Here is a 19,667-nt window from a genome sequence, read left to right as displayed (position 1 = left end):
TTTCTGGCAGACCGAGTCGCGTTCTTCGCGAGCAAGCCCGCTCCCACAGGTGATGCGTTCTTCCATGAGAATGCGATCAACTGTGGGAGCGGGCTTGCTCGCGAAGGGGCCAGCAAAATCACCACACATTCAAACGCCAGGCAAAAAAACGCCCCGAACCAGTCGGGGCGTTTTTCGAGGATGCGGCCTCTGTTCAGCGGGTGTTAGCGAACACCATCCTGACGCAGTGCAGCCGGGGTGAAGTCGCTGGTGGTGGCGGTGAAGCCGAAGTCATACGCCGACTTCTCTTCGTTCTTCATGCCCAGTGCCAGGTAGCGACCCGATTGCAGGTCATACAGGGTTTCCAGGGCGTACCACGGCACTTGCTTGTCGTAGTAGTTCTCGGCGTGGGCTTCTGCAACGCGCCACAGTTGATTGCGACCGTCGTAATGGTCGATCACCGCAGCCTGCCAGGTGTCTTCGTCGATGTAGAAGTCACGTTTGGCATAGATGTGACGCTGACCTTCCTTCAGGGTCGCGACCACGTGCCAGACCCGGCGCAGCTCGTAGCGAGCCAGGTCCTGGTTGATGTGGCCAGCCTTGATGATGTCGGTGTATTTCAGCTTCGGATCGTCGAGTTTGTAACTGTCGGAGGCGATGTACATCTCTTTCTTGCCTTCGAGTTTCCAGTCGTAGCGATCCGGCGCACCGTTGTACATGTCCAGGTTGTCGGAGGTACGCAGGCCATCGGCGGCAGTACCCGGCCCGTCATAGGACACTTGCGGAGCGCGACGCACACGACGCTGACCGGCGTTGTAGACCCACGCCGAACGGGGTTCCTTAACCTGGTCTAGGGTTTCGTGCACCAGCAGCACACCACCGGCCAGACGCGCCGGCGCGGTCACTTTCTGCTTGAAGTAGAACAGGATGTTGCCCGGGTTTTTCGGGTCGTAGTCCTTCATCTTGTCGCGAAACACGAACTGATCCTGGAAGTAAACCAGGCTGAACGAGCCGTTCGGCTGTGGCGTGGCCTGGGTCACCAGACGGGTCACGCTGCCACCGCGATAGCGGGTGATGTGGTTCCAGATGACTTCGACGCCGCTTTTCGGAATCGGGAACGGTACGGCGGTTTCGAAGTTTTCCAGGCCGTTGCCGCCGGACACCAGGTTAGTGGCGGTGGCGTTTTTCTTGATGGCGGCGAACACGTCATCCGGCACGGTAGCGCCGCGATGGGACGGGTAGACCGGCATTTTGAAGGTTTCCGGGTAGCGCTTGAACATCGCGTACTGGCCCGGAGCAAGTTTCTCTTTGTACTGGTCGACGTTCTGCGCAGTGATGGTGAACAGCGGTTTTTCACTGGCGTACGGGTCGGACAGGAAGCCTTTGCTGTCGACGGTGCCGGCATTCTTCGCCAGGGGTTTCCAGGCCGGGATCGAACCGTCGGCATTGCCCGCCATTTCGGCGCCCATCGGGGTCAGGCTCTTGCCCAGCTTGTCCGCTTCAGCGGCAGGCACCGCTGCCATGACGCTTGTCGCCAGCAGCGACAGCCCCAGAACACCGGCGTGGAACAGACTCTTTGTTATTTTCATATGTGTGTTCGTCCTGAAAAAACAGTGCTTAGAAGTTCACGCCGAAGCTGAGCGCGACGAAGTCACGGTCATCCACGGTGGTGTACTTGCCATCAAAGAAGTTGGTGTAGGCCAGGCTCGCGGTGTAGGTGTTCTGGTATTCGGCATCGACGCCCAGGCTCACCGCTTTGCGACCTTCCTCGAAGTTGCCGCCAGGGCCAGGCGAGTAACCGCTGACGTCATGGGACCAGGCCACGTTCGGCTTGAGGTTCACACCGGCGAACACGTCGTTGTATTCCCAGATGGCACGACCGCGGTAGCCCCACGAAGTAGCCGTGGTGAAGCCTTCGTTGGTGCAGTTGCGGCTGCGGTTGTTCTGTGGCGAACCAGGACCGGCGCCGTTGATGGTGCTGGCGTTGAGGATGTTGGCGCAGGTATCGGTGCCGCCGGTGGCTGGCAACTCACCCGGACCGTAGACCGGGTCACGGCCGTAACGCACGTCGGACGTGCTTTCCAGGCCGCCGACGTGGGTCACGCCCACTTCACCTACCAGGGTCAGACGGCTGGCGCCCATGACCTGGTCAAAGAAGTGCGTCAGGGTGGTCTGGAACTGGGTGATTTCCTTGCGGCGATAACCGTGCAGGTCCTGACCCGGTACGCCGGTCAGCAGGGAAGCGTTGGACAACGCGCCACCGATAGGACGGACGCCGGCGAACAGGATGTCGGTGGAGTTCAGTTGCACTGGTGCGTTCGGACGGTAGCTGATTTCACCGCTCCACGCCGTACCGGTAGGCAGGGTGGTGGAGAAGCTCAAGCCGTACAGACGAATGTCTTCCGGGTATTCAACGAAGTATTCCGAGTTGCCTGCCACCAGCAGCGGCGCGAGTGCGGCGAACGGCCCTGGCAGCGCCCGTGCAGTGTTGTAAACCGACTGCGGGGCACCGGTGGCGCTGAAGATCGGCGCACGGCTGTGGTAGTTCATGAAGTAGGCGCCGAACTCGGTGTCGAGCGGGTCGAACATGTACTTGAGGGACGCGCCCCATTGGCCGCTGTCGCGAGCGTCACGATCGCCACCGCGCTTGACCAGCACACCTTCTTCGTTGACGTCGACGCCATTGGCGGCCAATGGACCCAACGCCACGGCGGGAATCTGCGAACGCTTGTTCAGCACACGCAGGTTGCTATCGCAACCGTCGGCAATGATGTCCGGCTGGGAGAAGAACGTGCCGCAGTTATCGACAACGGTCTGGTCCCACTCGAGCTGGTAGAAGGCCTCGGCCGACAGGCTCTCGGTCAGGCTCTGGGACACGTAGAACATGTTGACCGGAATCAGGCCTTCCTTGATCTCGGCACCCGGACGACGGAACGCGGACACGTCGATCGGGTTGATCGAGTTGATGCCGCCGCCGATGAAGGTACTTTCACCCCAGCTCACTACCTGCTTGCCCAGACGCACGGAACCCGGCTGATCGGCAATGGAGTAGTTGTGGTAGACGAAGGCGTCGAGGATCTGCCCACCGGCGGACTTGGCGCCTTCCTTGCGGTTGTTGTCGCTGATGTCCTTGAACTCGCGACTTTCGTCTTTGAGTTCAAAGTCGTACCAGTACTTGCCCCGGACAAACACACCGGTGTCGCCGTATTTCAATTCAAGGTCATGGATGCCCTTGAAGATTTTCGAGAAGGTTTCCCCGCTCTTGAAGTTGGCGTGACCGTCATCGGAGGTCTGCGACAGGCCGTGGCCGCCGTTGTTGACGCCGATGAGGTTCTTGTTCGGTTGTTGAGTAGACCAACTGGCACCGATCGACAGGGATGAGTCGAACTGACCTTCGATTTCACCGACATTGAAACTGACGCCGAATGCGGGCCCGGCGAGCGAAGAGGCGAGACTGACCGCCAGGGGCAATTTCGCCCGGCGCCAGAACTGGTTTACTGATGTCATCGACGCTACTCCATGTGCATTATTGTTATGGCAGTGAGTACTTTTAAAAACGTTGTGGATGACCGGAAGCCAAGGCGTCCCGAATTCGATCCCAATGTGCATCGCTCCGTTTGTGCGTTTGCTCCGTTCTTAAAAATCCTTGAGCGGACTATAGCCAGCAGGTAGTACTGCTTGATCCCTCTAAAGTGTGATTTGCAGCTGCCGGCCACTCTGGAACAGTCCTTTCGCCAGTCCGACACATGTCGGCACGGCAAGGATGGCTGAAAATCCGGATTTCACAAGCCAAGCGCTTGCTTGGTGGGGCTGGCGTGCCCTTTTGGGCACGCCGAGGGGGGTCAGGACACGCTTAAAGCGTCGAGAGGAAGGTGCTGTTGTTGGCCTGCCATTCAGTGATGTCGAGGCGGATACGCTTCTTGTCGAGCTTGCCGACGCTGGTCTTGGGAATTTCCGTAACAAGGGCAATCTGGCTCGGGATCGCCCACTTGCTCAGGTGCCCCAGCTCGACGAACGGCTTGAGGTGCTCCTTGAGTTCACGAGCCCCGATCTCATGCCCTTCGCGGATCACCAGCAGGGCAAACGGGCGCTCGCCCCACTGTGGATCGGCAATCCCCACCACTGCTACTTCACGTACCGCTACGTGACGGCTGATCAAGTCTTCGAGGTCCAGGGAGGAGATCCACTCGCCGCCGGTCTTGATTACGTCCTTGATGCGGTCGCGAATGTCGATCACGCCCATGCTGTCCAGGGTCGCCACGTCGCCGGTGTGCAGCCAGCCGCCGGCCCAGAGCTCGGCGCCCTTCTGCGGTTCGTTGAAATAGCCTTCGGTGAGCCACGGCGCACGCAGCACCAGTTCGCCCTGGGTCTCGCCATCGGCGGGCAGGAAGTTGCCGTCGGTGTCGACGATCGCCGCCTCCACCAAAGGCCCCGGCACACCAGCCTTGATCCGATACGTGGTGCGTTCGTCTTCAGTGCCGGCCATCAGTTCGTCGTTGAGGTGAGCGCAGGACACCAGCGGCCCCGTTTCCGACATGCCGTAAGCGGCGGTCAATTGAATGCCCTTGGCCTTGGCGGCTTCGTACAGCGTACGGTTGAGCGCGCTGCCGCCGATGACGATTTTCCAGCCGCCGAAATCGGTGCCTTGGGCCGCCTTGGCGTTAAGCACCATTTGCAGGATGGTCGGCACGCAGTGAGAGAAGGTGACTTTCTCTTTGCGCCACAACTCCACCAGGTATTCCGGGTCGTAGCGGCCGGGATAGACCTGCTTGAGCCCGAGCATCGTCGCCACGTACGGCAAACCCCAGGCGTGCACATGGAACATCGGCGTGATCGGCATATAGACGTCGTTGGTGCCCAGCAACCGCACGCTGTCGATGGCGCCCATGATGGTCGACACGCCCAGGGTGTGCAGCACCAGTTGCCGATGGGTGAAGTACACGCCTTTCGGATTGCCGGTGGTGCCGGTGGTGTAGAAGGTGGTCGCGACGGAGTTTTCGTCGAAATCCTGGAAGTCGTACTGCGGGCTCGCAGCGGCCAGCAGTTGCTCGTACTCGCCGACGAGGTTCGGCAAATCGGCGGTTTTTTCTGGCAGGTCAGTGAGTAGCAGGGTTTTCTCCACCGTGGTCAGGTGCCCGGCGATGGCCTGGTACAGCCCGACGAACTCGCTGTTGACCAGCACAAAGCGGTCCTCGGCGTGGTTCATGGTGTAGAGAATCTGTTCCGGCGACAGGCGCACATTGATGGTGTGGATCACCGCGCCGATCATCGGGATGGCGAACATGCATTCCAGGTAACGATGGCTGTCCCAGTCCATCACCGCCACGGTATCCCCGGCCTTGACCCCGGCCGCTGTCAGCACATTGGCCAGCCGTGCGACCCGTTCGATCAGGGTCGGATAGCTGTAGCGCAACTGGTCGCGGTACACGATCTCGCGGGTTTTCTCGTAACGAGCGCCGGACATCAGCAGTCGTTTAATCAGCAACGGATACTGGTAAGCGCCTTCGGCTGGCGGGATAACGCGAGTCTGCAACATAAGAATCCCTTTTCTGACTGCACGGTCTTGGCTTTGAAGGTCTTAACTCTAGAGCCCTTATACCGCAGCCAAATCAGCCAAAGGAATGATTTGCATAGCCGTACAAATGCTAGCTTTGAGCCAGCATTTGCAGGATTTGTCACCGGGCGTGTGCGATCAATGCATCTCGGTGAACGCGAGTTTCACGCCGATGGCGATCAGCACCGCGCCCATGGTCCGGTCGAACCAGTGGCCCATGCGGGCGAAACCGGCGCGAACCCGTTGTTGGCTGAACAGCCGCGCCACCAGGCAGAACCATAGCGCCGTGGCGAACGCGAGGTAAATCCCATAGCCGGCCTGCACCACCAGTGGCGTGTGCGGGTTGATCACCACGGTGAACAGCGACAGGAAGAACAGCGTGGCTTTCGGGTTCAGGCCATTGGTCACGAAACCGGACGTGAAGGCGCCACGGGCGGTGCGCTCGCCGACTTCCTTGTGCAGATCATCTGCCACCGGTTTGGCCGGTTGTGCACGCAAGGCTTTGAAGCCGATGTACAGCAGGTACGCGGCGGCGGCCCATTTCAAGGCGTTGAACAGCACGATCGACTGGGACACGATCAGGCCGATGCCCAGCAGCGAATAACCGACGTGCAGGAAAATCGCCGTGCCGACACCCAGCGCAGTCCAGGTCCCGGCGCGTCGACCGTGGGTCACGCTCTCACGCACCACCACGGCAAAGTCCGGGCCGGGACTGGCTACGGCCAGCAGGTGAATCAGGGCGACGGTCAAGAATTCTGTCCAGTACATGGGGGGGCTCCTCTGGGGCAGATCGGGCAAAGTGAAAACTCACAGGATTGACGCTTTCCCTGTGGGAGCGGGCTTGCTCGCGAAGAGGGCGTGTCAGTTGATGCAAATATCGCCTGACACACCGCCTTCGCGAGCAAGCCCGCTCCCACATGGGGCCAGCGCTCGGCGCCGGCAGTGCGTAACCATTTGTTTCATCTGGTAGGCTCGGCAGATTACGCCTTCAGTTCATGGCACAAAAGGTACAGTTGATGACGAACACTCGCCGCGCCGTTTTCCTCGACCACCCGTCCCTGGACCTGGGCGACCTCGACCTGACGCCTTTGCGCGATTGCTTCAGCGACTTGCAGTTGTTCGCCCAGACCACGCCGGACCAGGTGATCGAACGCCTCAAGGGCGCCACCGTGGCCATCAGCAACAAGATCCTGATCGACGCCGCCGCCATCGCCGCCAGCCCCGAACTCAAGCTGATCCTGATCACCGCCACCGGCACCAATAACGTCGACCTGGCCGCCGCCCGCGCCCACGGGATTACCGTGTGCAACTGCCAGGGCTACGGCACGCCATCGGTGGCCCAACACACGATCATGCTGTTGCTGAACCTGGCAACACGCCTGGCCGATTACCAGAAAGCCGTGGGCGAAGGGCGCTGGCAGCAGGCCAAACAGTTCTGCCTGCTGGACTACCCAATCGTCGAACTCGAAGGCAAAACCCTCGGCCTGCTCGGCCATGGTGAACTGGGCGGCGCCGTTGCGCGACTGGCCGAAGCCTTCGGCATGCGCGTGTTGCTGGGGAAGATTCCTGGCCGCCCTGACCGCCCGGATCGCTTGCCGCTGGATGAACTGCTGCCGCAAATCGACGCCCTGACCCTGCACTGCCCGCTCAACGAACACACCCGCCACTTCATCGGCGCCCGGGAACTGGCCTCGATGAAACCCGGCGCCTTCGTGGTCAATACCGCGCGCGGTGGTTTGATCGACGAACAGGCGTTGGCCGATGCCTTGCGCAACGGTCATCTGGGTGGCGCGGCTACGGATGTGCTGAGCGTCGAGCCGCCGACTGCCGGCAATCCGCTGCTGGCCGATGACATCCCACGGCTGATTGTCACCCCGCACAACGCCTGGGGCAGTCGCGAAGCGCGCCAGCGGATTGTTGGCCAGTTGACTGAAAACGCCCAGGCATTCTTCAGCGGTACAGCACTGCGGGTCGTCAGTTGATAAACTGCCGCACTTTTTTTCAAGGAGCAGAGTATGGATCCGCGCAGTGAAGTACTGCTTCGTCAGGCCGAGTTATTCCAGGGTTCGGTGTTGCTGGCCGGTTTGCCCGCCGACGACTTGCTGGGCCGCCTGCCCGATGCCCACGGCTGGTGCTGGCACGCCGGTGACCAAGCGGCGCTGGACGCACGCTTCGCCGAGCGCAGCCACTTTGGCGTGAACGCACCGGAGCGTGAATTCGACACGGCGGTGGTGTTTCTGCCCAAGTCCAAGGACCTGACCGACTACATCCTCAACGCCCTCGCCTCGCGCCTGGCTGGCCGTGAACTGTATTTGGTCGGTGAAAAACGCAGCGGCATCGAAGGCGCCGCCAAGCAACTGGACCCGTTCGGCAAACCGCGCAAGCTCGACAGTGCGCGGCATTGCCAGTTGTGGCTGGTCACGGTGGCCAACGCACCAGCCGCCAAATCCCTGGAAAGCCTGGCCCAGGAATACGAACTGCCCTTGGCCGAAGGACCGCTGAAAGTCATCAGCCTGCCGGGTGTGTTCAGCCACGGTCGCCTAGATCGCGGCAGCGCCTTGCTGCTGGAGCATCTGGACAAGTTGCCCAGCGGCCACTTGCTGGACTTCGGTTGCGGCGCCGGTGTGCTGGGCGCGGCGGTCAAGCGGCGTTATCCACACAACCAAGTCACTTTATTGGACGTGGATGCGTTTGCCGCCGCCAGCAGTCGCCTGACCTTGGCCGCCAACGGTCTGGAAGCCGAGGTGATTACCGGTGACGGGATCGACGCGGCGCCGATGGGTTTGAGTGCGATTTTGAGCAACCCGCCGTTCCATGTCGGGGTGCACACCGATTACTTCGCTACCGAGAACTTGCTGCGAAAAGCGGCCAAACATCTGAAAAACGGCGGCGAACTGCGCTTGGTTGCCAACAGCTTCCTGAAGTATCAGCCCCTGATCGAAGAGCACCTGGGCGTGTGTGCGATCAAGGCTGAAGGTCAGGGTTTCCGAATCTATCGCGCCAAACGCGGCTGATAAATAAGTGCTTGCCTAACGGATTTTGCCTAGGCAGAATCCGCTCCGTCCTAGGGGAGTAGTCTCCCACGAGCGCCATGCTCGTCCGGCATACGTCAACATACTTGGTCAACAGACCATGGCGTATGCGACCCAAGCGTCCACACAGATGGTCGCCAGGGTTTGACAAGACCTATGACACGAACACCTTACCCGGGGCGGGGAGGCTGTACGTGTCATAGCCGTGTCGACCCGCCCCTTAGGAAAACCCTGATGCTGGATTCTCTTCTCGTTCCCACCGCAATCGTTGCCTTGGCCGAAATCGGCGACAAGACGCAACTGCTCGCGCTCATTCTTGCTGCTCGCTTTCGCAAACCCTGGCCGATCATCGCCGGCATCGTCGCCGCGACCCTGGCCAACCATGCGGCGGCCGGTGCGGTAGGCGCCTGGTTCGGCAGTTTCTTCTCGAATGCGACGCTGCACTGGATCCTCGCCGCGAGCTTCACCGCCACCGCGTTGTGGACCCTGGTGCCGGACAAGATGGACGACGACGAAGCCAGCACGGCGCGCAAGTTCGGGCCGTTCCTGACCACATTGATCGCGTTCTTCCTGGCAGAGATGGGCGACAAGACCCAAGTCGCCACGGTGATGCTCGCCGCGCAATACCCGGACCTGTGGCTGGTGATCATCGGCACCACCGCCGGGATGTTGATCGCCAACGTGCCGGTGGTACTGGCGGGTAACTTTGCGGCGGACAAACTGCCGTTGACCCTGATCCGCCGATTGGCTGCTTCAGCGTTCTTCGTGCTGGCGATTGTTGCGGTGTACAAGGCGATGCAGAGCAGTGGATGGGTTTGACCGCGTAGGTTTTTAGACCGCGTTATCGTTCTTCGCGGGCAAGCCCGCTCCCACATTGAAATGCGATCAACTGTGGGAGCGGGCTTGCTCGCGAAGGCGTCAGCCGCCTCGACTCAGGACTTCGAGGCTTTCTCGTACAACGGCATAACCTTCGGAATCGCTGCCTGCAACGAAGCAATCCGACTGGTCGACGCCGGGTGCGTGCTCATGAATTCCGGTGGTGAGCCTTCCGAGGCCTTGCTCATCTTGTTCCACAAGGTGATTGCCGCGTTCGGGTTGTAGCCGGCACGAGCCGCCAGCTCCAGACCGATCAGGTCGGCCTCGTTTTCATTGGCGCGGCTGTTGGGCAAGGTCATGCCGTAGTTGGCCACAGTGTCGGCCAGGGCCAGGCTGTCTTGCCCCAGGCCGAACAAGGCACCGGCGCCCTGCTTGGCCATTTCGATGCCATAGGCTTTGGACATCGCCTCACGACCGTGCTCGCGCAGGGCGTGGGCGATTTCATGACCCATGACCGCGGCGATTTCATCGTCGGTGAGTTTCAGGCTGTCGATCAGCCCGGTGTAGAAAATGATCTTGCCGCCAGGACCGCAGTTGGCGTTGAGTTCATCGCTCTTGATCAGGTTGACTTCCCACTTCCACTGGGCCGAATCCGGACGGAAGTTCGGCGCCTGGGCAATCAGCCGGTCGGCGATGGCCTGGACGCGCTTGGCTTCGGTACTGGTCTTGTCCAGCACACCTTTGCTCGTCGCCTCGCCTACTGTCTTCTGATAGGACTGGGCGTACATCTGGTTGACCTCATCCGAGGACAACATGCTGAACATGTACTGTTTACGCTCAACACCCACGGCGCCACCGCTGGTGGTGTTGACCGACTGGCAACCGGCCAGCAGCAATGCTGCGCTCAAAGCACTTACAACCAATGTCTTGTTCATCGAAAAGCTCCCTGAAAACATGCCGCGTATCCTAGGCGCGGAATTGTATCGGCGCCAGATACAACAGACGTGTTGCACGCACTTTCAGAAAAGCCGCTATGCGTAGGAAAAAATTCACATACCCCCGAGCGCCTCGCCCACCACGCTCCAGTTGCGACCTCCAGCACGCCAAAACAGTCATTTCGCCATTACCCGCTCATGGACTCCGATTCCCCGGCCGATACAACAGCGCAGACGTCCTCTTGCGTGCGGAGCACCCATGAAATTCAAGTCGATCCAGTTTTCCGTGGCAGCCCTTGCCGGCGCTATCGTCCTCAGCGTGGTTGCAGCCCTGGTGCTGTACGCGTTGTTTTCCGGTGCGCGGACGCAAGACATGGTCCAGGAACGGACCCAGGCGCAGTTCGAGCAAGTCATCGAGCAACGCCTGACTTCCCTGGCGCAAACCCAGGTCAGCCAGATTCAGCGCGAACTCGAAGCGCCGCTGCTGATTGCCGGCGGCCTGGTGCGGGTCAACGAACTGATCGGTACGCCGGGGGCCGATGGCCAGCCCCAGTTGAATATCAGCCGTGAGCAGTTGATCAGCCTGATCAAGGAAAACGTCACCAAGAACCCGAAAATTCTCGGCACCTACATCGGCTGGGAAAAAAACGCACTGGACCACAATGACGCGGCCTACGTCGACACCAAGGTAGTCGGCATCGACGCCGCCAACGGGCGTTTCCTGCCGTGGTGGTTCCGCAACGAGGACGGCAGCCTTGGCCTGGACAAACTGGTGGACGTCGACGACCAGAAAACCCTGTCCACCGGCATTCGCGCCAGTGAGTACTACCTGTGCTCGAAAGAAACCAAGAAATCCTGCGTGATCGATCCGGCGCCCTACAAGGTCGGCGACAAAATCGTCATGCTCGCCTCCTTTATTGAACCGATCATGCTCAACGGCGCCTTCCAGGGCATCGTCGGCGCCGACCTGTCGGTGAACTTCATCCAGGAAATGCTCCTGGGCGCCAACCAGAAACTCTACGGCGGTTCGGGCGTGATGGCGCTGATCGGCGGCAATGGCCGGATCGTTGCCTACACCAAGGACCCGAGCAAATTCGGCGAGAAAGTCAGCGACATCCTCGACAGCCAGCAGATTGCCAACATGGCCAATCTCAAGCGCGGCGAAGTGACCTACACCGTTGACAAGGCCAATGGCCGGATCGAGTTGTACCTGCCGTTCGGCATCGGCCAGACCGACGCCCGCTGGACGCTGATGCTGCAACTGCCGCTGAACGCGGTGATGGCAGACCTGCAAACACTCCAGGGCGACCTGGATAAACAGCGCAAATCCGACACCTTCGGCATGGCCGTGGTGGGCTTGATAATCGCCGGCATCGGCTTGCTGGTGATCTGGCTGGTGGGCCACGGCATCGCCCGTCCGCTCAAGCAAATGGTGGCCATGCTCGACGACATCGCCCAGGGCGAAGGCGACCTCACCCGCCGCCTGAGCAGCGACCGCGCCGATGAGTTGGGCTCGATTGCCAAGGGCTTCAACACGTTCCTGGCCAAGTTGCAGGCGATGATCACTCAGGTGGTGACGTCGGTGCAGAGCGTCAGCGATTCGTCGGAACACACCGCCGACATCGCCATCCGCACCAACATCGGAGTGCACAAACAAATGGCCGAGATCGATCAAGTGGCCACGGCTGTGCACGAAATGACCGCTACCGCACAGGACGTAGCACGCAACGCGACCCAGGCCGCGCAAGCGGCCAGTCATGCGGACAAGGCAGCGGCGCAGGGCATGCAGATCGTGCGCGACACCTCGAATTCGATTGGCGTGCTGGCGGTGGAGATCGGCAAAGCGGTGAGCGTGGTGCAGACCCTGGCCAAGGACAGTGAGAACATCAACGCGATCCTCACCGCGATTCGCGGGATTGCCGAGCAAACCAACCTGCTGGCCTTGAACGCCGCCATCGAAGCCGCGCGCGCCGGTGAACAGGGCCGTGGTTTTGCCGTGGTGGCCGATGAAGTGCGCAACCTGGCGCAGAAGACCCAGAAGGCCACCGAAGAAATCCAGACCATGATCCAGCAGTTGCAGCAAGGCACCCGGGATGTGGTGCGGGTCATGGAGGACAGCCAGAACCGGACGGATGAAAGCGTGCAACACGCGGCAAAAGCCGCTGAAGCGCTGGAGACGATTACTCAGGCCGTGTCGGTGATCAATGACATGAACAACCAGATCGCCAGCGCCGCCGAAGAACAGAGCGCAGTCGCGGATGACATCAACCGTAACGTGATCAACATCGGCCAAGTAGCCAATGAAGTGGCCGGCGGGGCGGATGAATCGAGCGCGGCCAGTGCGGACCTGACCAAACTGGCGGAACAGCAGCGGCGGTTGATCAATCAGTTCAAGGTTTGATCCCAGGGCCTCTTCGCGAGCAAGCCCGCTCCCACAGGAGATCTTCCGTGTACACACAATTTGTGAACACTGGATATCTCCTGTGGGAGCGGGCTTGCTCGCGAAGACGGCAGCACAGAAAACCCATCAACCCGGGGTAATACACTCCGGCCCATTGAGCTTCGGATCATTCACCAGATTCGCCAACACCCGTTCGCGCAACGCGGCGGGCTCACTGGCCAGCAACCCCTGCAACACATGCAACGGCGTCTCGGGATCAAGCCACGCGGCCTGCCCTGCCTCATCGAGAATCAACGGCCGGCGCTGACTCGCCGCCGGTTGCGTGATCACTGCGGTGCTCAGCCACACCTGCTCCTGCACCGGATACGCTTCCCAGATCGCCGCGAAAAACAGCGCCGAGCCCTCCCCCGGTGTCAGCCAATACGGGCGCTTGCGCGTGGTGCCGCGCCATTCGTAGAAACCATTGGCTGGCAGCAGGCAACGGCGCTCGCGCAGGGCCTGGCGAAACATCGGCTGTTCGGCCACGGTTTCGGCCCGGGCGTGGGCCGGAGTGCGCGACAAGTCGGTCAGCCACGGCGGCGTCAGGCCCCAGCGGGCACGGGCCAGTTCGCGCTGACCGTCGGCACCGGCACGCAGCATCAATACTGAATCGTTGGGAGAAATATTCCACTGGGCCTGCTGATCGGCGGGGAAGCCAGGCAGGGCCGCGAAGGCGGGGTTCCAGCGAAACAGGGCATAACGTCCACACATGGGGCAACACGACTCTTGATCAAACGAACGTCAGCCTAACAGACCAGGGTGCCGGGGAAACTGTCCGGTTCATCGCCGGGCATCGGCAGCGCGGCATTGTAGGCGGTGATCAGCTCCCGAGCGTATTCAGCCTGGTCGTTATCCACCGACAACCCCAGCAAGCCGTAGATCGGCAATTCGCCGGTGCCGCCAAGCAAATCCCGCCCCACCAGATGCGCTTCGATGCCCTCGCTGGCCAGCATTCCTTGCAGCAACTCACCTTCCATCAGGTTTTCCGGTTCGTAGATTCGTTGCATATGCACCCCTCACTCGTTTTCGCTGAAGACTTCGAGATGCCATTCATCTTCGTGAACCTGCAGCACAAACGTAATGGGTCGACAACACACCTGACAGTCCTCGATGTAGGTCTGATCGCCCCCGGACAAATCCACCGTCGTCTCCACCTCTTCACCACAATACGGACATTCATACACTGCGCTTTCCAGCATCGCGGTCTCCCAGGTGACTTGTGCGTATAATCGCCGGTCTATTTGCAGGGCTATTTTTGTCTGGCTACCTTTTCAGACCGTGCCCCGTTGGTTTTCGATCAAAACCTTTACTTACCCTAGCCGTTTCTAACAAGAGAGCATGATGGGCGAATTCGATGCCATCCGACCTTACGACGACAGCGAAGTCCCTGCAGTGCTGGACCGGCTGCTCGGCGACAAGGCATTTCTAGACATCCTCATCCACTTCCGCTTCCCGCGTTACGCCGGTGCCTTCGGCTGGATGCTAAAGCCTCTTATAGCTCATCGGCTGCGCCGTGAGTTCGCCGACGTCCACTCGGTGGCCACGTTGCAAGACAAAGTCGAAGTGTACGTCGACCACACCATCGAGCGCGCCACCGACGGTGTTACCTACACCGGTGTCGAGCAGTTCAAGTCCGGCAGCGCCTACCTGTTTATCGCCAACCACCGCGATATCGTGATGGACCCGGCCTTCGTCAACTATGCCGTGTACCACGCCGGCCTGCCGACCCCGCGAATCGCCATCGGCGACAACCTGCTGCAAAAGCCGTTTGTCAGCGATTTGATGCGTTTGAACAAGAGCTTCATCGTGCACCGTTCGATCACCGGTCGCCGCGAGAAAATGGCCGCTTACCAGTTGCTGTCGGCCTACATCAACCACTCGATCCGCAACGATTGCGCCTCGATCTGGATCGCCCAGGCCGAAGGCCGGGCCAAGGACGGCGACGACCGCACCGAGTCGGCGATCCTCAAGATGTTCCACATGAGCCGCAAGGACGAGCCGTTCGGCGAAGTCATCCAGTCGCTGAACGTGACCCCGGTGTCGATCAGCTACGAATACGACCCGTGCGACCAGGCCAAGGCCCGTGAACTGTTCATCCGCGCCACCACCGGCAGCTACAGCAAAGTGCCGGGCGAGGACGACGTGAGCATTGCCAAGGGCATCACCGGCTACAAGGGCCGGGTCCACGTGAACTTCGCCGCGCCGATCACCGAGTTGTTCGACGACACCAAGCAATTGGCGATCGAGATGGACAAGCAGATCCTCGGCGGTTACCGGTTATTCCCGGTGCACTACCTGGCTTATGCGCAGTGGAAGGATGCTGATCCGCAGTTGCAGGTGCCCAAAGCTGCCGAAGTGTTTGCGGCGGATGAACTGGCCAAGGCTCAGGAGGAGTGGCAGCGCCGGCTGGAAGCTTGCCCTGAGGAGCATCGTCCGTTCCTGGTGCTGCAATATGCGACGCCGGTGCGCAATCAGTATCGGGTGAAGGCGGGGTTGCCGCTTTAAAGCAAGATCAAAGATCGCAGCCTTCGGCAGCTCCTACATGGGATTTGTGTTCACCCTGTAGGAGCTGCCGAAGGCTGCGATCTTTTGCTTTTAAAGACTCAAAACCGGGTGCTGATCCACGACACGACCAACGCCACACCCAGGCAGGCAAAGCCGAAGCGGTAGAAAAACCGGTTCATGCGCTGGGTGGCGCCATCGAGCATCAACATCGAATCATCGACCCGACGGTTCTGGGTCGCCGCCTCAAGCACCGCCTGCGCCCGTTGTTCGCGACGACGGGTGGCGTGCAGCAGCCAACTACCGGGAAACGCCAACAGCAAGGCCAGCAGGTTGATCAACTTGGCGGGATGGTTGGTAAACAACGAAATCAAATGCAACGACATCTCGGACCTCGGGCAAAACTCGGGTGGCAGACGCCGGCCGACGACTGCGGCGCGGATTCTACCGAAAGCGGGTGACAAAAAACGAACCACTTGGCCGATTCCTGTCCGGCGTCACGGCATCGTCATCTGAATGCGCCAGTCTGTCGCCCCTCGAAACCGACACTGAGCACACCATGCTGCACGCCGAAAACCAGGACCGCCTCTACCTCATCGCCCAAAGCGACGAACAGCAGAACCTCGTCGGAAGCCTCGCCTTCAACGTCCAGGACCGCCACTGGCTGGTGTATTGCGCACTGGGCGGGCATCAACATGCGGATTTGCCCGAGACGGATTTGCTGACGGGCGTGAGTGTGCTGGATTTCTACTCCCAAGCCGCCTGACCCCGACGAACCTTTGTAGGAGCGAGGCTTGCCCGCGAAAGCGGTGTGTCAGCTACATGATTATTGACTGATACGCCGCCTTCGCGGGCAAGCCTCGCTCCTACAGGGGTTTTGAATTCGCCCACAGAAATAGGCAGGCATGAAAAAGCCCGGGGCCATCACTGGCACCCGGGCTTTTTTGCCTCTCGCGAATGCTTATTCGCCGAGAATCTGACCCACGGTCGGGTCCTTGAACAGGCGCGTCAGGGCATCGCTCAATACATCGCTGACCAGTTTGGTGTTGGTTTCCTGGTTCGGCGCCATGCCGAAACGCTGGTCCAGGGAGGCACCGTAGCGACCGCTGTAGCGACGGTTGGCGTTCTGCACATCGGAGCGGAAGGTCGCGCCGATGGTGGCTTCAGTCACGTACATGCCTTCTTTAGGCGACTGATACTTCAGCTCGGCCAGGGTCACCGTCAACTGCGGCGCGTTCATGCCGTTGGACACCGGGGTGAAACCCAGCAAACGCACGGCCGCTTCGGCCTGGGCCTGCAGCTTCGGCAGAATCTGCGCGCCCTGCACGGTGATCGCGCTGGTCTCAGGGTACAGACCGCCACGGGTGCCCAGGGTTGGCGACGGACGACCGTCCACCACGCGCACCACCACTTGCTGGCCATGGCCAACCGGGGCCAGCTGAGTGGTCAGCTTCGGTTCCGGGTTCAGTTGTTGCGGGCTGTGGGCGCAGCCAACCAGGGTCAAACTGGTCACAGTGATCAAACCGAACAACAGGCGTTGCAACATGCTCTTCTCTCCAGAATCAGGCACAAACAGGCCGGCAGTATAGCGGTGGGCCATCGTCGCGAACTAGGGTCTCGCAACGATTGCTGAAATCTCTGACAAACCCCGCACGAGCCGGTTCCTGTCACACAGCTGTAACCGCCCATACACGTTGGCGTCACGGCCTGCTGGCAACCTTCACAGCAGTCACCCCACAAGGTACTTCGCCATGCGTTATCTGATCTCGTTGTTCGCGCCACGCCCGCTGCACCGCAGCTTCGCCCTGCTCGACCGCAATGGCCATTGCCAGGCGTTCAAGCAGTGCAGCCTCCAGCCCATGGGCGATGGCTGGGTCGAAATCGAAGAAATCCGCCTGAACTGGCTGCACCAGCCCCTGCCCCCAAGCGCCCGCGTCAGGCAGCAACAGCCTCGCTCACGGGTACAAGCGCTGTTGTCCATCTGACCGGACGGCTAATAAAAGTCATTATTCACGACCATTTCCCTGCGTTTCTTAGTTACAATCTCCCCCCGATTATAAGGACGTCTCCTGATCGGGCCTCGCAGCATCGTCAATGCCCCGGTATTGGCACCCCGCACCGCCCACAGAGAGCCGCCCACACAGATCGAGTGAAGCTGGCGTGCTTGCTGTTCCCTGAGCAATACCCCACTTTTCGCGAATCTGCAGAGCTGTCATTACGCTCGGTCACTGAGCTGTTTGCCCGTTTTGCCGGTCATGTATCCCATGACGGCAATCCATCCGGGCACGGTGCCAGGCTGGGACAGCCCTTTTTTGAGGTTCACGTCTTCAAAAGAGCGTGAAAAAAACGGGTTTTCACAACTTCACAAGAGTGTGGCGAGCAAATGAATAGTTTTGCGTCTGAACATGCACCATTAGCGTCTGAAACAGCCCAACGACACAGGACCGGGTACGCTTCAAATACCGGAGCCTGAAGCCTGTCCGCTACGGATTTGGTTGCACAAACGGATGTCTCGACCATAAGTCGAATTGCCAGTCGTGTGCTGAAATGAGTTCATAGGACTCATAGGCCCGGCCGGTAGCGTCCGTCGAAGTTGCGAAAAATTGCGAAGATTCGGACATGGCGATCCTGGCCATGGGTAACTGGGGCATCACTGACACGCCCCTCACTCCTGGCAGCTATGCCGACAATTTGGTGCTGCAGATTTTGGAGACGCGTTAAATGGCGCATAACGAAGCAGTCGACGTAGTACTCGTAGGGGCCGGCATCATGAGTGCCACCCTCGCTGTACTGCTCAAAGAGCTCGACCCCGCGATCAAGCTGGAAGTCGTCGAGCTGATGGATTCGGGTGCCGCGGAGAGTTCCAACCCGTGGAACAACGCCGGGACCGGTCACGCCGGGCTGTGTGAGCTCAACTACACGCCCCAGGCCGCCGACGGCACCGTCGACATCAAGAAAGCCGTGCACATCAACACCCAGTTCGAAGTGTCGAAGCAGTTCTGGTCGTACCTGACCAAGAAAGGCACCTTCGGCTCGTGCAAATCCTTCATCAGCCCGGTGCCGCACCTGAGCTTCGTGCAGGGCGACAGCGGCGTGTCCTTCCTCAAGTCACGCTTCAACGTGCTGAGCAAGCACCACGCCTTCGCCGACATGGAATACACCGAAGACAAGGCCAAGATGGCCGAGTGGATGCCGCTGATGATGCCGGGCCGCTCGCCGGACGAAGTCCTCGCTGCCACACGCGTGATGAACGGCACCGACGTCAACTTCGGCGCCCTGACCAACCAATTGCTCAAGCACCTGACCAGCGCACCCGATGCCCAGGTCAAGTACTGCAAGCGCGTCACCGGCCTCAAGCGCAACAACGGCGGCTGGACCGTCAGCATCAAGGACGTGAACAGCGGCAACACCCGTGAAGTCGACGCCAAGTTCGTCTTCCTCGGCGCGGGCGGCGCGGCATTGCCATTGCTGCAAGCCTCGGGCATTGAAGAAAGCAAAGGCTTCGGCGGCTTCCCGATCAGCGGCCAGTGGCTGCGTTGCGACAACCCGGAAGTGGTCAAGCATCACCAGGCCAAGGTCTACAGCCAGGCTGCAGTAGGTTCGCCACCGATGTCCGTGCCGCACCTGGACACCCGCGTGGTCGATGGCAACAAGTCCCTGCTGTTCGGGCCGTACGCCGGTTTCACCACCAAGTTCCTCAAGCACGGCTCCTTCATGGACCTGCCGCTGTCGGTTCGCGCCGGCAACATCGGCCCGATGCTGGCCGTGGCAAAAAACAACATGGACCTGACCAAGTACCTGGTCAGCGAAGTGATGCAGTCGATGGAGCAACGCCTGGAATCCCTGCGTCGCTTCTACCCGCAAGCGAAAGCCGAAGACTGGCGCCTGGAAGTGGCTGGCCAACGGGTGCAGATCATCAAGAAAGACCCGAAAAAGGGCGGCGTTCTGCAGTTCGGCACCGAACTGGTCGCGGCCAAGGACGGTTCTTTGGCAGCACTGCTCGGCGCTTCGCCAGGTGCTTCGGTGACCGTTTCGATCATGCTGGAGCTGATCGAGAAATGCTTCCCGAACAAAGCGTCCGGTGAGTGGGCAGCGAAACTGGCGGAAATCTTCCCGGCCCGGGAAAAAGTCCTGGAAACCGACGCGGCGCTGTATCGCAAGATCAATGCGCACAACAACGTCGCCCTGGAACTGGTTGAAGCCAGTAACGAGACCGAAAGCTACGCTTGATTCGGCCCCGCAAAAAACGCCCCGTTCTCAGTGAGAGCGGGGCGTTTTTTTATGGCCGGTGAAACGGATGATCCAAGATCATCAGTGTTTGTGCCGGCCTCTTCGCGAGCAAGCCCGCTCCCACAGTGGATCGCGGTCTAATGTGGGAGTGGGCTTGCTCGCGAAGGGGCCAGCACAAA

Annotated in this window: 18 protein-coding genes, 1 pseudogene and 1 riboswitch; of the genes and pseudogenes, 9 read left to right on the top strand and 10 right to left on the bottom strand. The window is 60.3% G+C overall.

Annotated elements, in window-relative coordinates; genetic code table 11:
* Positions 1-203: 203 nt before the first annotated feature.
* The 4 genes from BK665_RS30095 to BK665_RS30080 all read right to left on the bottom strand — a co-directional run bounded on the left by BK665_RS30095 (position 204) and on the right by BK665_RS30080 (position 6,301).
* Complete coding sequence (locus BK665_RS30095; RefSeq protein WP_123410136.1) at positions 204-1,568, bottom strand: DUF1329 domain-containing protein; 1,365 nt, start codon at positions 1,566-1,568, stop codon at positions 204-206.
* A gap of 28 nt (positions 1,569-1,596) precedes the next feature.
* Entirely contained in the window at positions 1,597-3,486 is a 1,890-nt protein-coding gene (locus tag BK665_RS30090) for a DUF1302 domain-containing protein (protein WP_123410135.1), read from the bottom strand.
* Positions 3,487-3,832: 346 nt separating this feature from the next.
* Positions 3,833-5,515 carry a fatty acid--CoA ligase gene (locus BK665_RS30085; RefSeq protein WP_123410134.1) on the bottom strand — a complete coding sequence of 561 codons (1,683 nt, stop codon included), beginning with the start codon at positions 5,513-5,515 and terminating at the stop codon, positions 3,833-3,835.
* Positions 5,516-5,671: 156 nt separating this feature from the next.
* On the bottom strand, positions 5,672-6,301 hold the full coding sequence (locus BK665_RS30080; RefSeq protein ID WP_123410133.1) for a LysE family translocator: 630 nt from the start codon (positions 6,299-6,301) through the stop codon (positions 5,672-5,674).
* A gap of 248 nt (positions 6,302-6,549) precedes the next feature.
* Between BK665_RS30080 and BK665_RS30070 the strand changes: the two genes are divergently transcribed.
* The 3 genes from BK665_RS30070 (at position 6,550) to BK665_RS30060 (ending at position 9,384) form a co-directional block, all read left to right on the top strand.
* Complete coding sequence (locus BK665_RS30070; protein ID WP_123410132.1) at positions 6,550-7,515, top strand: 2-hydroxyacid dehydrogenase; 966 nt, start codon at positions 6,550-6,552, stop codon at positions 7,513-7,515.
* Positions 7,516-7,548: 33 nt separating this feature from the next.
* A complete protein-coding gene (locus BK665_RS30065) occupies positions 7,549-8,547 on the top strand; it encodes a methyltransferase (protein ID WP_123410131.1) in 999 nt (332 codons plus the stop codon).
* Positions 8,548-8,587: 40 nt separating this feature from the next.
* Positions 8,588-8,711: riboswitch (yybP-ykoY riboswitch) on the top strand.
* An 88-nt stretch (positions 8,712-8,799) separates the two neighbouring features.
* Positions 8,800-9,384, top strand: a complete 585-nt coding sequence (locus BK665_RS30060; RefSeq protein WP_054045620.1) for a TMEM165/GDT1 family protein — start codon at positions 8,800-8,802, stop codon at positions 9,382-9,384.
* Between the two features lie 113 nt (positions 9,385-9,497).
* Here the strand turns inward: BK665_RS30060 and BK665_RS30055 are convergent, their stop codons facing one another.
* Positions 9,498-10,316, bottom strand: coding sequence for a M48 family metallopeptidase (locus BK665_RS30055; protein WP_123410130.1), 819 nt, complete (start codon positions 10,314-10,316; stop codon positions 9,498-9,500).
* Between the two features lie 259 nt (positions 10,317-10,575).
* On the opposite strand from BK665_RS30055, the pseudogene BK665_RS35480 reads away from it, so the two are divergent.
* A pseudogene (locus BK665_RS35480) lies at positions 10,576-11,862 on the top strand (methyl-accepting chemotaxis protein); the annotation flags it as partial.
* Positions 11,863-11,874: 12 nt separating this feature from the next.
* Complete coding sequence (locus BK665_RS35475; RefSeq protein WP_375538962.1) at positions 11,875-12,717, top strand: methyl-accepting chemotaxis protein; 843 nt, start codon at positions 11,875-11,877, stop codon at positions 12,715-12,717.
* A gap of 126 nt (positions 12,718-12,843) precedes the next feature.
* Here BK665_RS35475 and BK665_RS30045 read toward each other — a convergent pair whose 3' ends face one another.
* From BK665_RS30045 to BK665_RS30035, 3 genes are read right to left on the bottom strand one after another with little or no spacing between them, the layout of a single operon-like run.
* Entirely contained in the window at positions 12,844-13,467 is a 624-nt protein-coding gene (locus BK665_RS30045; protein ID WP_123410128.1) for an SOS response-associated peptidase, read from the bottom strand.
* Between the two features lie 35 nt (positions 13,468-13,502).
* On the bottom strand, positions 13,503-13,763 hold the full coding sequence (locus BK665_RS30040; RefSeq protein ID WP_123410127.1) for a putative signal transducing protein: 261 nt from the start codon (positions 13,761-13,763) through the stop codon (positions 13,503-13,505).
* Between the two features lie 9 nt (positions 13,764-13,772).
* The gene (locus BK665_RS30035; RefSeq protein WP_123410126.1) at positions 13,773-13,955 is read right to left on the bottom strand and encodes a CPXCG motif-containing cysteine-rich protein; all 183 of its coding nucleotides are present in this window, start codon (positions 13,953-13,955) and stop codon (positions 13,773-13,775) included.
* 142 nt (positions 13,956-14,097) lie between these two features.
* Here BK665_RS30035 and BK665_RS30030 point away from each other — a divergent pair, with 142 nt between their 5' ends.
* Positions 14,098-15,261: a 1-acyl-sn-glycerol-3-phosphate acyltransferase gene (locus BK665_RS30030; RefSeq protein WP_185076682.1), complete on the top strand. Its 1,164-nt coding sequence runs from the start codon at positions 14,098-14,100 to the stop codon at positions 15,259-15,261.
* 98 nt (positions 15,262-15,359) lie between these two features.
* Here the strand turns inward: BK665_RS30030 and BK665_RS30025 are convergent, their stop codons facing one another.
* Positions 15,360-15,644, bottom strand: coding sequence for a hypothetical protein (locus BK665_RS30025; RefSeq protein WP_123410124.1), 285 nt, complete (start codon positions 15,642-15,644; stop codon positions 15,360-15,362).
* 173 nt (positions 15,645-15,817) lie between these two features.
* Here BK665_RS30025 and BK665_RS30020 point away from each other — a divergent pair, with 173 nt between their 5' ends.
* The gene (locus tag BK665_RS30020) at positions 15,818-16,024 is read left to right on the top strand and encodes a hypothetical protein (protein WP_010458215.1); all 207 of its coding nucleotides are present in this window, start codon (positions 15,818-15,820) and stop codon (positions 16,022-16,024) included.
* 195 nt (positions 16,025-16,219) lie between these two features.
* Here the strand turns inward: BK665_RS30020 and BK665_RS30015 are convergent, their stop codons facing one another.
* Positions 16,220-16,804 (bottom strand): YajG family lipoprotein, encoded by a 585-nt coding sequence (locus BK665_RS30015; protein ID WP_123410123.1) that lies wholly within the window; start codon positions 16,802-16,804, stop codon positions 16,220-16,222.
* 205 nt (positions 16,805-17,009) lie between these two features.
* Here BK665_RS30015 and BK665_RS30010 point away from each other — a divergent pair, with 205 nt between their 5' ends.
* Positions 17,010-17,243 carry a hypothetical protein gene (locus BK665_RS30010; protein WP_123410122.1) on the top strand — a complete coding sequence of 78 codons (234 nt, stop codon included), beginning with the start codon at positions 17,010-17,012 and terminating at the stop codon, positions 17,241-17,243.
* A gap of 736 nt (positions 17,244-17,979) precedes the next feature.
* Positions 17,980-19,488 (top strand): malate dehydrogenase (quinone), encoded by a 1,509-nt coding sequence (mqo, locus tag BK665_RS30005; protein ID WP_123410121.1) that lies wholly within the window; start codon positions 17,980-17,982, stop codon positions 19,486-19,488.
* Positions 19,489-19,667: the final 179 nt, after the last annotated feature.

Source organism: Pseudomonas frederiksbergensis (assembly GCF_003732665.1).
GTDB lineage: Bacteria > Pseudomonadota > Gammaproteobacteria > Pseudomonadales > Pseudomonadaceae > Aquipseudomonas > Aquipseudomonas frederiksbergensis_G.
This window is presented reverse-complemented; position numbering and strand designations above follow the sequence as displayed.